We start from the raw sequence: 12,733 nt of genomic DNA, 5'->3' as shown, positions 1-12,733 counted from the left end.
CCCACCATGCCAGAAGACCCACGCGAAAAAGGCCCGAAGCCGCCCCACCCGCCCCAGAAGCAGGCGCCCCCGGGCGTGGAAGCCGAGATGGACCCGCCACCGGATTATGGTGAGGACAGCTACAAGGGTTCTGGCAAGCTCGAAGGCAAGGCGGTCGTCATCACCGGCGGCGATTCGGGGATCGGACGGGCCGTGGCCCTGGCCTACGCCCGCGAGGGGGCGGACATCCTCATCTCGTATCTCGACGAGGAGGTCGACGCCAGGGAGACCGCCCGCGTCGTCGAGGCTGCCGGCCAGAAGTGCGTCCTCGTCCCGGGCGACATTCAGGACGAGTCCCACTGTCAGGCGATCATCGACAGGGCGGTGGAGGCATTCGGCAAGGTCGACGTCCTGGTCAACAACGCCGCCTTCCAGATGAGCCGGGAGGACATCGAGGAGATCAGCACGGAAGAATTCGACCGGACGATGAAGACGAACCTGTACGCCATGTTCTGGCTGTGCAAGGCCGCCGCGCCGCACATGCCCGCGGGCGGGGCGATCATCAACACGACATCCATCCAGGCCGACGCCCCAAGCCCGAACCTCCTCCCCTACGCCTCCACCAAGGCGGCGATCCAGAACTTCACCAACGGCCTGGCTCAGATGCTCGGCAAGAAGGGCATCCGTGTGAACTGCGTCGCGCCGGGGCCGATCTGGACGCCGCTGATCCCGGCCACCATGCCGGAGGAGAAGGTGAAGAATTTCGGCAAGGACACGGCCCTGGGGCGGGCGGGTCAGCCCAAAGAGGTCGCCCCCGCTTTCGTGCTGCTGGCCTCCGACGAGTCGAGTTATATGGCCGGCGCGACCGTTGCGGTCACCGGCGGCAAGCCCATGATGTGACGGACCGCGACACCCAGGAGATCGGATATGAAGGCGGTGGTTTTCCACGGACTCGGCGACATTCGACTCGACGAGGTCTCCGAGCCCCGGATCGAGCAGGCGACCGACGCGATCGTGCGGCTGACCGCGAGCGCCATCTGCGGAACCGACCTGCACATGATCCGCGACACCATGCCCGGCATGACGCCCGGCACGATCATGGGGCACGAAGGGGTCGGCGTCGTCGAGGCCGTCGGGGCGTCCGTCCGCGACTTCCGGGTCGGCGACCGCGTGGTCGTGCCGTCGACCATCTGCTGCGGTCGCTGCGCCTACTGCACCGCCGGCTACCAGTCGCAGTGCGACAACGCCAACCCGAACGGCAAGGAGGCCGGGACCGCATTCTTCGGCGGCCCCAAGACGACCGGGCCGATCGACGGCCTGCAGGCCGAGTTCGCCCGAGTCCCGCTCGCCGACCCTACGCTCATCAAGCTGCCGGACCAAATGGACGACGACCGGGCGATCCTGCTGTCCGACATCTTCCCGACCGGCTACTTCGGGGCCGACTCGGCCGAGATCAAGGGCGGCGACACCGTCTGCGTGTTCGGCTGCGGCCCGGTCGGCCTGTTCGCGATCATCAGCGCCAAACTACTCGGGGCCGGTCGAGTCTTCGCCGTGGATACGCTCCCCGACAGGCTCGAAAAGGCCCGCGAGCTGGGTGCCGAGACGATCGACTTCAACGCCGAGAGCCCGGTCGAACGCCTCAAGGAGCTGACGGGCGGCATCGGGGTGCTGCGGGCGATCGACGCCGTCGGCGTGGACGCCTATCGTCCGGAGAGCGGACCGGCCCACGCCGAGTCGCGCGCCAAGAAGGCACAGTTCAAGGAGGAGCAGAAGGAGGTCCAGCTCGAAGGCTCGGGGGCGACATGGGGCGGGCAATGGGTGCCGGGCGACGCGCCGTCGCAGGCCCTGACGTGGGCGGTCAAGGCCCTGGCCAAGGCGGGCACGCTCTCGATCATCGGGGTCTACCCGGAGACCATGACCCGGTTCCCGATCGGCGTGGCGATGAACAAGAACCTCACCCTCCAAATGGGCAACTGCCCGCACCGGAAGTATATCCCTCGACTGATCGAAGCGGTCGTCGCCGGCAAGGTGGACCCCCTGAAGGTGCTGTCCGAGATCGAGCCGATGACCGACGCCATCTCGGCGTACAAGGCGTTCGACAGCCGGAAATCCGGTTGGGTGAAGGTCGAGTTGAAGCCCGGGGCGTGATGGAGGACCCTCGCCCCGCACAACCAGGAGGCCGGATGGAAAAGCCGAGCTATGTGAATTTCGACAAGTCGGCGTATCCCTGGCGGCCCGACGTCGACTACAGGGCGAATCCCGAGCTTTATCGGGTCGGCAAGGGCGAGCAGGGCGTGCTGATCTGCGAGCCCTACAAGAGCGAATTGACGCCGCACTGGCGTTTCAAGACTCCGGAGATCGCGAAGGTGAGCAGTCGTGCGATCTACAAGTTATTCCTCGCCCACCTTCGCCGGGGCGACTTCGTCGGCGCCGACATGGCTCGCAAGTTCCTTCAGATGGGGTTCACGCGGGCGCGGCGTTACGCCAACTACAAGGGCGGGCGCAAGTACGACGCGGCCGACAAGCATCCGCTCGCGAAGGGCACGGGCGACCCGGCGAAGGTCGAATCGGCCGCCATCTTCTACGAGGCCTGGCGGAAGGCAGAGGCGAAGCCCGTCTACGCGAGGATGAAGACCGAGTGGAAGGCGAAATACGGCTGATTCTCACTTCGCCCATCCCATACCTTGTCACTGCGACCCAATTGTCGTCCCCATCGAGCGAACACAGCATCATTTGTTTTTCGAAGGCTCGCCGATCATGCTGCGTCGCATCGCCCCCGGGCTCGGACTGTTCGCCCTTTCGCCGCTCGTAGCCGAGTTCCTGCTCGGCAACATCGCCATCGACGCTCTTCCCCTCGCCCTGATCCTGGCGTCGATGTACGACGGCGGGGCGGTCCTCATCCGCGAGTCCGCCCGCCGCGCCGGGAAAGGGTGGCCGACGATGATATTGCTCGCACTGGCTTTCGGCCTGATCGAGTAGGGGCTCGCGACCCAGACGCTCTTCAACCCCTCCTCTTTCAGCCTCGCTCTGCTTCGCGAAGCCTACGTGCCGGCCCTCGGGATCGGCGTGTTGTGGACGCTCTTCGTCCTCACGCTGCATACGGTCTGGAGCATCAGCGTGCCGATCACGCTCTTCGAGGCGCTCACGCCCAGGCGCGAGACCTTGCTCTGACTCCGCCGGCCCGGGCTGGCAGCGGACGGCATCGCGTTCGTCCTGGGCTGCGCGTCGACTTTCTTCGGCACTTACCAGCAGGAACGCTTCCTCGCGACGACCTCTCAGCTCGCAGGGGCGGCGGTGGCGGCCGCGACGGCGATCGTCGCTGCGTACGTCGCGCGGGAGCCCCGACACGCGACCCATCGACGGTCACAGAATGTGAGTCTGGTCGGCGCCTTCTCGCTGCTGGCTCCGAGCGAATTCCTGGCGGTGGGATATCTCCTCGGCGGGTGGCCCATCGTGGCCGCCTACCTGCTCTTCTACGGCACCGCGGCGGTGCTGATCATCCGGTGCAACGTGCGGGCGGGCTGGGGACGTCGCCATCGCCTGGCCCTGGCCGGCGGCACCCTGCCGACCTATGCGTGGCACTCCTTCGTCGAGTAGCCCGTGCTGGAATCGAAGGGGACGAGCGACCTGGCGGGAAACGTCGTCTTCACGATCGGGGCCGGGGTACGGCTCCTCGTAGCCTGGTTCTCGGTCGTGGGAAGCGAGGTCGAATCGGAGAATCCCGAGGTCGCGCCGAAGGCGGCGACCGCCTGAACGGGCGTCGCGGCCGTTCGAGGATTCCAACCCGCTGGGGACTTCTCGTCGCGTTTCGTCGTCCGATAGACTTGGCCGTACCTGTGATCCCGCCGATCTTTTAGGAGCCCGAACGTGGCGCGCATCGATCTGCCCGAGGGCCTCCCCGACATCCGGGGCTTGCTGGGCGCCTATCCGGAGACGCGAGGGCCGCTGAGAGGCCTGTCCGAGGTGCTGCTCCTCGGGCCGTCGCCGCCCACGCCCGGCGTACGCGAGACGATCGCGGCCTACGTCTCGGCCGGCAACGAAGGGGGTTACTGCCACCAGCACCGCGCCGCCGCCCGCCCGGACCCACCTGGGCGAGCATGGCGACGTCGTCGATCGAGTGCTCGCCAATGTCGAAAACGCGCCGATCGCGCCGAGATTGAAGGCCCTGCTCGCCATCGCCGACAAGGCCCACCGCGATGGCCGCCTCGTGGAGGCCGGGGACGTCGAGCGGGAGAGGGCCGAAGGCGCGGACGATCGGGCTATCCACGATACGGTCCTGATCGCCGCGGCGTTCTGCATGTACAACCGCTACGAGGTGGGCCTTGGGACCTGGGCGTCTCGAGACCCGGCCGATTACGTCGAGGGCGGGAAGCGGCTGGCCGAGGCGGGTTACATCGCGTTCGACTACGGCAAACTCCGGGGCGCCTGGAAGCGGCCGGAACAGCGGTGAAGATAGGCGTGAAGACCTCGATCGCCTCGCGAGGTCGTCCCCGCCGAGGATGGGGACCGGTCGCTCTTCGACCTGGCGCATCGATTGCAAGCTCGCCTCGAAGCATGACCGATCGGATGAGACGGCCCGACGAAGGCGTCGTCTCCACGATGGTCCGACTCCCACGACTGTGAAACCCGACGCATGGACAACGAGACGCAACCGCCGAGAGATGCGAGGCCGGATTTCACGGGCTTCGTCCGCGTGCGTGGGGCGAGGGAGCACAACCTCAAGAACGTCGACCTGGAGATCCCGAGGGACGCCCTCGTCGTCTTCACGGGCGTCTCCGGGTCGGGCAAGTCGTCGCTGGCGTTCGGCACGCTCTACGGCGAGGCGCAGCGGCGTTATCTCGAATCCGTCTCGCCGTACGCCCGACGGCTCTTCCACCAGCTCGGGGTCCCCGAGGTCGACGAGATCGACGGCCTGCCCCCGGCCGTGGCCCTGCAGCAGCAGCGCGGCTCGCCGTCGACCCGGTCGTCGGTCGGCAGCGTCACGACCCTGTCCAACCTCGTGCGGATGCTCTACTCGCGGGCCGGCGACTACCCGCCGGGCCGTGCGATCCTCTACGCCGAGTCGTTCTCGCCGAACACCCCCGAAGGCGCGTGCCCCGAATGCCACGGCCTGGGCCGGGTCTACGAGGCGACCGAGCGGTCCATGGTGCCGGACGACTCCTTGACGATCCGCGAGCGGGCCGTGGCCGCCTGGCCGACCGCCTGGCACGGCCAGAACCTGCGCGAGATCCTGATGACGCTCGGCTACGACGTGGACACCCCCTGGCGCGACCTGCCTCGGAAAGATCGCGACTGGATCCTGTTCACCGACGAGCAGCCGACCGTTCCCGTCTACTCGGGCTTCACGGCGCAGGAGGTGAGGAGGGCCCTTAAACGCAAGGACGAGCCTAGCTACCAGGGCACGTTCACCAGCGCCCGGCGGCACGTTCTACATACTTTCGCCACCACCCAGAGCCCGATGATGAAGAAGCGGGCCCTCCAGTTCATGGTGAGCGGCGAGTGCCCGCTCTGCAGGGGCAAGAGACTCCGGCGCGAGTCGCTGGACGTTACGTTCGCCGGGCTCGACGTCGCCGATTTTTCGCGCCTGCCCCTGGCCCGACTCGCCGACGTTTTGAAACCCTATGCCGAGGGGACGGCCGCCGGGGCGAAGAAGCTCGCCGCCGATCACCCGGAGAAGCTGCTGGTCGTCCGGCGGATCTGCGAGGATCTCGCCGGGCGCCTCGCCGTCCTGATCGACCTCGGGCTCGGCTATCTCGCGCTCGAGCGCAGCACGCCGACCCTCTCGCCGGGCGAACTCCAGAGGTTGCGGCTGGCCACGCAGGTGCGCTCCAACCTCTTCGGCGTGGTCTACGTCCTGGACGAGCCGTCGGCGGGCCTGCACCCCGCGGACACCGAGGCCCTCCTGCGGGCGCTCGACCGGCTGAAGGCCTCCGGCAACTCCCTGTTTGTCGTCGAGCACGACCTCGACGTGATCCGGCACGCCGACTGGATCGTCGACGTCGGCCCGGCGGCGGGCGAGCAGGGGGGATTCGTGCTCTACAGCGGCCCGCCCGCGGGCCTCAGCGACGTCGAAACCTCGCAGACCCGGCGGCATCTCTTCGGCGACGCCTCGTCGGTCCTTCGAAAACCTCGGACGCCGAAGGGCTGGCTCCGGCTGGCCGACGTGACCCGAAACAACCTGCATCACTTGGAGGCCGCGTTCCCGCTGGGCCTGTTCACGAGCGTCACCGGCGTCTCGGGATCGGGCAAGTCGAGCCTCGTGAGCCAGGCGCTCGTCGAGCTGGTCGCCGAGCGGCTCGGCCACTCCATCCCCGTCGACGAGGAGGAAGGCTCGGAACTGGAGCGACCGGCGGCGGTCGTCCTCGACGGCCGGATCACGGCCGGCATGGAGGGCGTCAAGCGTCTCGTCCGGGTCGATCAACGGCCGATCGGCCGCACGCCGCGATCCAACCTGGCGACCTATACGGGGCTTTTCGATCCCATCCGCAAGCTTTTCGCCGCGACCAAGGCGGCGAGGGCTAGCGGCTTCGACGCCGGCCGATTCTCCTTCAACGTCGCCAAGGGGCGCTGCGAGACATGCGAGGGCGAGGGCTTCGTGATGGTCGAGCTGCTCTTCCTGCCCTCCGTCTACGCCCCTTGCCCGACGTGTCAAGGGGCCCGGTACAACGAGGAGACGCTCGCGGTCGAGTATCGCGGCAAGAACGTCGCCGACGTCCTGCGGCTGACGGTCGACGCGGCCTGCGAGTTCTTCGCCGAGGAGCCACAGGTGCTCCGCCCCCTGGTCGTCCTGCGGGAAGTCGGGCTGGGCTACATCCGCCTCGGACAGCCCGCGACCGAACTCTCAGGCGGCGAAGCCCAGCGGATCAAGCTGGCGACCGAGCTGCAGCGACCCCAGCGCGGCGAGACGCTCTACGTCCTCGACGAGCCCACGACGGGGCTCCATCCGGCGGACGTCGACAAACTCATGGCGCAGCTCGACGCGCTCGTCGAGTCGGGCAACACGGTGATCGTGGTGGAGCACGAGATGAAGGTCGTCGCGGCGAGCGACTGGGTCGTCGACGTCGGCCCCGGCGCGGGCGACGAGGGGGGCCGCATCGTCGCCGCGGGGCCGCCTTCGGAGGTGGTCGAAGTTTCGAGCAGCCGGACCGCCCCTTACCTGGCTCGATACCTGAGCGGCTCGCATCCGGACCGCGACGGCCCTGGCCGATCGCCCGACGAATCTCGCGGTTCACCGCGTCGCGCCTGACGGCCTTCTTCGCTTTCGACACCCCTCCGACGTCAGGCGACCGACTGGGCGTCGGCGGGATCGATCCGTTCGCACGCGCACGAGGGGCCTCGACGCCAGGTACCGGCGGGCCCGAAGTCGAGATCGACGAAGCCGTCGCGGGCGACCGCGACGTGCTCGGCGTTTGCCGTGCGGATCTGCGAGAACCTCCCGAGGGTCCAGCTCCACAGGCCGAAGGAGCCGAAGTCGATGAACATCGATCCGTCGGCCCCGGGGGCGAACCCCTCGGCGTCCGCGGCGTTGATCTGGACGATGCCCGCCGCGTCGCGCCGCCAGAATCCGAACGGCCCGAAGTCGACGTAGAGCGTCCCGTCGTCGGCCGCGACCAAGCCCTCGGGATCGGCCGTGTTGACCTGAGCGATTCCCGACGCGTCGCGGCGCCACAGGCCGTAGGGGCCGAAGTCGACGTAGAGCGTGCCGTCGGGGGCGACGAGGCCATTCTCGGGGTTCGCCGCGTTGATCTGCACGAGCGCGTCGCCGGCCCGGCGTCAGGGCTTATACGGGCCGTAGTCGACGTAGAGGAAGCCCTCGCGGCCGACCGCGAAAACCCTCCGGATCGGCGACGCCGACCTGGACGAGGCCCAAGCCCGCGGTCCAGGCCCAGAGGCCGTCCGCGCCGCGGTCGAGGTAGACGTTTGGGAGCCCAACGTCTGCCGTGCCGTTGGGGTCGTCGGCGATCGTCACGCGGGTCGAGGTCGACTGGCCCAGGACGACGTCGATTGGGTCGCTGATCGTAACGAGTAACGTCTCGTCGCCCTCGGCCTGGGCGTCGCGGATGACGGGGACCGCCACGTAGGCCGAGGCCTGCCCGGGAGCGAAGTGCAGCACGCCCGAGAAGGCCGAATAATCGGCCCCGGCCGCGGTGGTGCCGGGGCTGATGCTGTACCGGACGCTCCCCGAGGACGACAGGTCGCCGTCGCGGACGACGTAGATCTACGCCACGCCGCCGCCCTCGCCGACCCGCACAGACGTCGTCGACATCCCGTCCGTCGCCACGTCGGCGAACGCCTGTAAGTAGAACTCGCCGGCGGCCTGATCCAGGCCGCCGGGGCCCCAATTCACCTGGAAGCCCGTGCCCGACGTGGGGGCGACGCGCATCAACGAGAGTTGCACGACGGGCAGGTTCGACATCGGGATCCGGCCGGTCAACGGGTTCCCGGTCGGGACGAAGATCCGGAAAGGAGGGGGACGTTCCCGCCGATCGGCGAGCCGTTCGCGTCCTACCGCTGGTAATACTGGACGAGCCCCTTCGTGGAGAACTGGCCCTCCTTCCAGGCGATCAGGACGTTCCCCAGGGCGTCCGAGCCGATGAGGGGGAACTCCTGCTGCCCCGCCGTGGCCGTATCGACCCGGAACTGGTCGCCGAGCGGCTTGCCCGAGGCGTCGATCCGCCGGGCGTAGACGCCGAAGCCGTCACCGGCGTGCCTGCGGTCCTCCCAGACGATCGTCGTCACGCCGTCGGGGCCGACCGTCGATCTCGCCTTGTACTGGTCGCCGTCCGTCACCTGATTCACCGTAGAGGCGGCGACCGTCGGCGACTAGGCCAGCAGTCGCCGCCGCACCAGGTCGAGACAATCGAGAACGAACCGCGACGAACGCCTTGCTCCGCGTCCCTTGCGAACCCTGCTCATAGAGGCGCTCCCGAATCAAGGTCCGGCCAGGTCTCGGTTTGGGGAGGATCAGGACTTCGGAGCCGGTTCGACTCGGGTGGCCGGCTCGACGACGCGGATCGGACGGATCACCGTGATCACGGCGGCCGCGTCCTCGTCTTTGGTTCCCGATTTCCCCCCTTCGGCTTCGACGAAGAGGCCCGGCTGAAGGTCCTCCGCGCGGAAACGGACGGGCTTCTTGGCAGGTGGCTCCGTCGATTTCGCCCCCTCTTCGGATTTGACCTTGTCGGGGCTCGTCTCGCCGAGGCTCGTCTCGTCGGTGGGGGCGCGGAAGCGGGTCTCGATCTTGGTGGTGGCCAGGACCTCGATCACGACCAGGCTGTTCTCGTCCACCGGCTGCCCCTTGGTCGCGATCGAGTTCGCTCCCTTCTCGGCGTCCTTCTTGGCCGGGCCCTCGTCGCGGACCTGCGCCTGATCGCGGACCCAGTCTCGCCAGACCGCGTTCGTGTTCACGGACAATCGGAAGAGCACCGGATCGGCTTTCGCCTTGTCCGACTTGGACTGCGGCAGCTGCTCCTTCGCGACCTTCTCGGCCTTCACGATCACGCCGGAGATGATCTCGGGCTTCGACGCCTTTCCTTTGGCCGCCGCCGGGTCGTCCTTCGCCTGCTGGGCCAGGCCGACGCTCGGCGGCGCCGCGATCAACAGCGATATGATCACCAGCTTCGCGGACCGTGCGACGATAGCGAGCCTCATCGATGCCGCTCCTCTTGCCGGGGGAAAGATCCGTTGCTGAAGTCGTGAAACGTCGGATCGTCTTCGGATCAACTCCTCCCCCATGTGCATTTTGCATACCGGCGAGTGCGGTCAGAATGGGCCTCGTTTCGTTTCCGGCGGGTTGCTCAGGCGATCGAATCCCAGGACGGACCGGCCGCCGGCCCGGAAACTGGTCTCGACGGCCCTGGGCGTGGGATAATTTACGTCTGTTCGAAAGATGGCGGACGTCGTCCCGAGAAGGAACTCCGTCGCCGTCGACACGCACGCCTTCCGGGGGATGCATCATGGACCTGGGCCTGAGTGGACGCGTCACGGTCGTCACCGGGGGGGCCGGCGGGATCGGGCTGGCGGCGGCTTCGACGTTCGCGGCCGAGGGCTCGCGCATCGTGGTCTGGGATCTGGGCGACGCGGAGGCCGCCGCGCGCCGGATCCGATCGGAGTTCTCCGTCGATGCGATCGGCGTCTCGGTCGACGTGACCGACGAGCTCGCCGTCGCCGCGGCCGTCGATCGGACGATCGTGGAGGTGGGCTCAATCGACCATCTCGCCCACGCCGCGGCCGTCGGCTCCGGCCGGTTCGGCTTCCCGTTCACCAACCTCCGGCCGGCGGACTGGGCGAAGGTGCTGCAGGTGAACGTCATGGGCATGGTGCACGTCGCCCACGCCGTCGCGCCGCGCATGGTCGATCGCGCGACGGGCACGATGGTGTTCCTCGGCTCCGTCGCGGGGCAGATCGGCTCGCAGACCGATCCGCCTTACAGCGCGTCCAAGGCGGCCGGGATCAACTTCGCTCAGTGCCTGGCGAAGGACCTCGCCCCCCACGGCGTCCGCGTCAACACGGTCTGCCCCGGCATGGTCCGGACGACGCTGAACCGCTCGGTCTGGCAGGCCTGGCACGACCAGGCCGCGCCGGCGGATCGACTGAGCTACGACGAGTGGTCGGACCGGAAGATCCGCGCGGTGGTGCCGCTGGGCCGGTGGCAGACGGCCGAGGCGATCGCCGACATGATCGTCTTCCTGTCGTCCGACCGCGCGGAGCACGTCACGGGGCAGACGATCAACGTGGACGGAGGCTTCGTCATGCACTGGTAGCTCGGCGGCGGCCGGCTCGATTGCGACGGCTCAGGGCGAGGCGGGGATCAGCCTGATCCATCGCAGGTTCACCGCCTTCCAGCTCGCGGCGTCGCGCGGGCCGGCCTTCACCGTCCGCTCTCCTCCCGGAGGCAGCTCGATCTCGACTGCCTCGGTCTCGGCGAACTGGTCCCAACCGGCGGTCCGAACGGGGTGAAGCTCGACGACCTTGCCGTCCGCGTCGACGGCGAGCACAGCGGCTTGATGGACCGTGGCGCACGAGGCGGAGATCCGATACTTCCCGCCTCGATCGGCGCCGACGCGCCACGAGACCGATTCGGAAGGGCGGTCCCAGAAACCGACCGACGGACGGCCGCCCTTGTCTTCGACCTGGATCTGCGTGCCGTGCAGCTCGGCCTCGTCGGCCTTGAGTTCGATGAGCCCCGCGGCGTCCGGCCGTACGAGGGCGATGATGGGCGCGGCCAGCTCGGGCTTGAATCCGCTGAGGCTTTCGCCGGTGATCTTCAGGGCGAGCGCATGGTCGCAAGGCTTTTCGTCGGGAAGGGTGACGGTCAGGCCGTCGGCGTCGTGCGTCCATTTGAGCGAGGCGCGGCTGCCCAGGAGGGCGACGTCCGCGATCCGGCCGACGACGCCCGGGAACTTGCCGAGCGAGCGGACGTGGATCCGGTGGTCGGCCGGCCAGTCGAGGGCGAAGACGTAGAGCACGCCGTCGCCCTTGCTGGTGAAGCGCAGATCGCGGGCGGTGTAGGCGAAGTCTTCCTTGAAGTTGCCGCCCCGGGCCCGGACCGGGCCTTCGCCGTGGACGAGCCAGGGCCGGGTCCCGTAAATCGCCTCGCCGTTGACGGCGATCCATTCGGCCATCCGGCTCAGGACGGTCTCGGCCTCGGGGTCGAGCCCGCCGTCGGGGCGCTGGACGACGTTGATGAGGAGGTTGCCGTTTTTGCTCACGATGTCCACGAGCATCTGCACCACCCAGTCGGCGCCGCGGTACTTCCAGTTCTTGTTGTAGTACCAGTCGCCGATCGAGGTGTCCGTCTGCCAGGGGAAGGGGCGGATGCCCGGCATCACCCCCCGCTCCACGTCGTCGACCCAGCGTCCGCCCGAATCCTGCTTGCAGTTGTAGACGACCTGCGGGGCGCCGCCGTCGCGCGCCGCCGCGGCGTTGTACAGGTGGGCGATCATCGAGAGGCCCACCTCATTGTTGAAGGGGACGGGGCCGTCGCTGTAGAGCAGGTCGGGCTGATAGGCGTCGACGAGTTCCTTGACGACCTCGAACCAGCGTCGGTGCCAACGGGGGTCGGTGGTGTACCAGCCGGTGTCGCCGGGCCGGGCGGCCGGGTGGTAGAGGTCCTCGTATTTCGGGTCGGCGCCGTCGTAGGGGACGCCCGCCATCGGCCCCTTGGCGTCGGCCTTGCGGCTGACCTGGAACCAGGTGAAGCTCGCGCCGAGATGCTCCGACACGCCGAACTTCAGGCCCTGCTTCTTCGCCGCCCTCTGCCAATCGCCGACGACGTCGCGATGCGGGCCCATCGCGACCGAGTTCCAGCGGTGGATCTTCGAGTCCCACAGGTAGAAGTTGTCGTGGTGCGAGCCCATGCTCACGAAATAGCGGGCCCCCGCCTTCTTGTAGAGGGCCATCAGGCGGTCGGGTTCCCAGCTCTCGGCCTTCCAGAGCGGGATGACGTCCTTGTAGCCCTGGACCGAGGGATGCCCGTACTTCGCGAGGTGGCTGGCGTAGACGCCCCCCCCTCCTCGTACATCCTGCGCGCGTACCAGTCGCCTTCGCCGGGGACGGCCTGAGGGCCCCAGTGCGCCCAGATGCCGAACTTGGCGTCGCGGAACCACTCGGGGCATTTGTAGCCCTCCAGGGACTTCATGTCGGGCTGGAAGGGTCCCGGGGCGATGAGCGGCTTCGGGAGGTCTTGCGCCCTCGCGGCCAGGCCGGCCAGGCAGCAGGTCGTCAGCAGCAGGGGGAGTCGTCGCACGGTCGT

General features: G+C 68.3%; 17 protein-coding genes. 10 read left to right on the top strand and 7 right to left on the bottom strand.

The genetic code is table 11. The features are described 5' to 3' along the window. Positions 1–6: 6 nt before the first annotated feature. The 9 genes from PZE19_RS20615 to PZE19_RS20575 all read left to right on the top strand — a co-directional run bounded on the left by PZE19_RS20615 (position 7) and on the right by PZE19_RS20575 (position 7,225). The gene (locus PZE19_RS20615; protein WP_277862481.1) at positions 7–879 is read left to right on the top strand and encodes an SDR family oxidoreductase; all 873 of its coding nucleotides are present in this window, start codon (positions 7–9) and stop codon (positions 877–879) included. Between the two features lie 27 nt (positions 880–906). Beyond that, the gene (locus tag PZE19_RS20610) at positions 907–2,127 is read left to right on the top strand and encodes a zinc-dependent alcohol dehydrogenase (protein WP_277862480.1); all 1,221 of its coding nucleotides are present in this window, start codon (positions 907–909) and stop codon (positions 2,125–2,127) included. A 35-nt stretch (positions 2,128–2,162) separates the two neighbouring features. Next, complete coding sequence (locus PZE19_RS20605; protein ID WP_277862479.1) at positions 2,163–2,639, top strand: DUF4385 domain-containing protein; 477 nt, start codon at positions 2,163–2,165, stop codon at positions 2,637–2,639. Positions 2,640–2,736: 97 nt separating this feature from the next. Continuing rightward, the gene (locus PZE19_RS20600) at positions 2,737–2,958 is read left to right on the top strand and encodes a hypothetical protein (protein WP_277862478.1); all 222 of its coding nucleotides are present in this window, start codon (positions 2,737–2,739) and stop codon (positions 2,956–2,958) included. A gap of 66 nt (positions 2,959–3,024) precedes the next feature. After that, positions 3,025–3,150, top strand: a complete 126-nt coding sequence (locus tag PZE19_RS20595) for a hypothetical protein (RefSeq protein ID WP_277862477.1) — start codon at positions 3,025–3,027, stop codon at positions 3,148–3,150. 201 nt (positions 3,151–3,351) lie between these two features. After that, the gene (locus PZE19_RS20590) at positions 3,352–3,576 is read left to right on the top strand and encodes a hypothetical protein (protein ID WP_277862476.1); all 225 of its coding nucleotides are present in this window, start codon (positions 3,352–3,354) and stop codon (positions 3,574–3,576) included. Positions 3,577–3,579: 3 nt separating this feature from the next. Beyond that, positions 3,580–3,732, top strand: coding sequence for a hypothetical protein (locus tag PZE19_RS20585; RefSeq protein WP_277862475.1), 153 nt, complete (start codon positions 3,580–3,582; stop codon positions 3,730–3,732). Positions 3,733–4,096: 364 nt separating this feature from the next. Continuing rightward, on the top strand, positions 4,097–4,429 hold the full coding sequence (locus PZE19_RS20580; RefSeq protein ID WP_277862474.1) for a carboxymuconolactone decarboxylase family protein: 333 nt from the start codon (positions 4,097–4,099) through the stop codon (positions 4,427–4,429). A gap of 183 nt (positions 4,430–4,612) precedes the next feature. Continuing rightward, complete coding sequence (locus PZE19_RS20575) at positions 4,613–7,225, top strand: excinuclease ABC subunit UvrA (protein WP_277862473.1); 2,613 nt, start codon at positions 4,613–4,615, stop codon at positions 7,223–7,225. A 32-nt stretch (positions 7,226–7,257) separates the two neighbouring features. Here PZE19_RS20575 and PZE19_RS20570 read toward each other — a convergent pair whose 3' ends face one another. The 5 genes from PZE19_RS20570 to PZE19_RS20555 form a co-directional block, all read right to left on the bottom strand. Further along, the gene (locus tag PZE19_RS20570; protein ID WP_277862472.1) at positions 7,258–7,731 is read right to left on the bottom strand and encodes a hypothetical protein; all 474 of its coding nucleotides are present in this window, start codon (positions 7,729–7,731) and stop codon (positions 7,258–7,260) included. 28 nt (positions 7,732–7,759) lie between these two features. After that, positions 7,760–8,197 carry a Calx-beta domain-containing protein gene (locus tag PZE19_RS33130; RefSeq protein WP_368411373.1) on the bottom strand — a complete coding sequence of 146 codons (438 nt, stop codon included), beginning with the start codon at positions 8,195–8,197 and terminating at the stop codon, positions 7,760–7,762. Further along, on the bottom strand, positions 8,198–8,395 hold the full coding sequence (locus tag PZE19_RS20565; protein ID WP_277862471.1) for a hypothetical protein: 198 nt from the start codon (positions 8,393–8,395) through the stop codon (positions 8,198–8,200). Between the two features lie 89 nt (positions 8,396–8,484). Then, positions 8,485–8,778 carry a hypothetical protein gene (locus PZE19_RS20560; protein WP_277862470.1) on the bottom strand — a complete coding sequence of 98 codons (294 nt, stop codon included), beginning with the start codon at positions 8,776–8,778 and terminating at the stop codon, positions 8,485–8,487. A 165-nt stretch (positions 8,779–8,943) separates the two neighbouring features. Continuing rightward, positions 8,944–9,630: a hypothetical protein gene (locus PZE19_RS20555; protein ID WP_277862469.1), complete on the bottom strand. Its 687-nt coding sequence runs from the start codon at positions 9,628–9,630 to the stop codon at positions 8,944–8,946. Between the two features lie 305 nt (positions 9,631–9,935). Here PZE19_RS20555 and PZE19_RS20550 point away from each other — a divergent pair, with 305 nt between their 5' ends. Beyond that, positions 9,936–10,742: an SDR family NAD(P)-dependent oxidoreductase gene (locus PZE19_RS20550; RefSeq protein WP_277862468.1), complete on the top strand. Its 807-nt coding sequence runs from the start codon at positions 9,936–9,938 to the stop codon at positions 10,740–10,742. 30 nt (positions 10,743–10,772) lie between these two features. On the opposite strand, the gene PZE19_RS33410 is transcribed toward PZE19_RS20550, so the two are convergent. Further along, positions 10,773–12,422, bottom strand: coding sequence for an alpha-L-fucosidase (locus PZE19_RS33410; protein ID WP_497058881.1), 1,650 nt, complete (start codon positions 12,420–12,422; stop codon positions 10,773–10,775). After that, a complete protein-coding gene (locus PZE19_RS20535) occupies positions 12,380–12,727 on the bottom strand; it encodes an alpha-L-fucosidase (RefSeq protein WP_277862467.1) in 348 nt (115 codons plus the stop codon). Before PZE19_RS20535 ends, PZE19_RS33410 begins: the two co-directional genes overlap by 43 nt. Between the last annotated feature and the right edge of the window lie 6 nt (positions 12,728–12,733).

Origin of the sequence: Paludisphaera mucosa (genome assembly GCF_029589435.1) — a bacterium.
In the GTDB taxonomy this organism is placed as follows: domain Bacteria; phylum Planctomycetota; class Planctomycetia; order Isosphaerales; family Isosphaeraceae; genus Paludisphaera; species Paludisphaera mucosa.
The sequence above is the reverse complement of the archived record's forward strand: the minus strand, read 5'-3'. Positions and strand labels throughout refer to the sequence as shown.

Bases quoted from the DNA above. Each gene is read 5' to 3' on its own strand.
- PZE19_RS20615 (WP_277862481.1), top strand. From the start codon at position 7: ATGCCAGAAGACCCACGCGAAAAAGGCCCGAAGCCGCCCCACCCGCCC.
- PZE19_RS20610 (WP_277862480.1), top strand. From the start codon at position 907: ATGAAGGCGGTGGTTTTCCACGGACTCGGCGACATTCGACTCGACGAG.
- PZE19_RS20605 (WP_277862479.1), top strand. From the start codon at position 2,163: ATGGAAAAGCCGAGCTATGTGAATTTCGACAAGTCGGCGTATCCCTGG.
- PZE19_RS20600 (WP_277862478.1), top strand. From the start codon at position 2,737: ATGCTGCGTCGCATCGCCCCCGGGCTCGGACTGTTCGCCCTTTCGCCG.
- PZE19_RS20575 (WP_277862473.1), top strand. From the start codon at position 4,613: ATGGACAACGAGACGCAACCGCCGAGAGATGCGAGGCCGGATTTCACG.
- PZE19_RS20565 (WP_277862471.1), bottom strand. From the start codon at position 8,395: ATGTCGAACCTGCCCGTCGTGCAACTCTCGTTGATGCGCGTCGCCCCC.
- PZE19_RS20555 (WP_277862469.1), bottom strand. From the start codon at position 9,630: ATGAGGCTCGCTATCGTCGCACGGTCCGCGAAGCTGGTGATCATATCG.
- PZE19_RS20550 (WP_277862468.1), top strand. From the start codon at position 9,936: ATGGACCTGGGCCTGAGTGGACGCGTCACGGTCGTCACCGGGGGGGCC.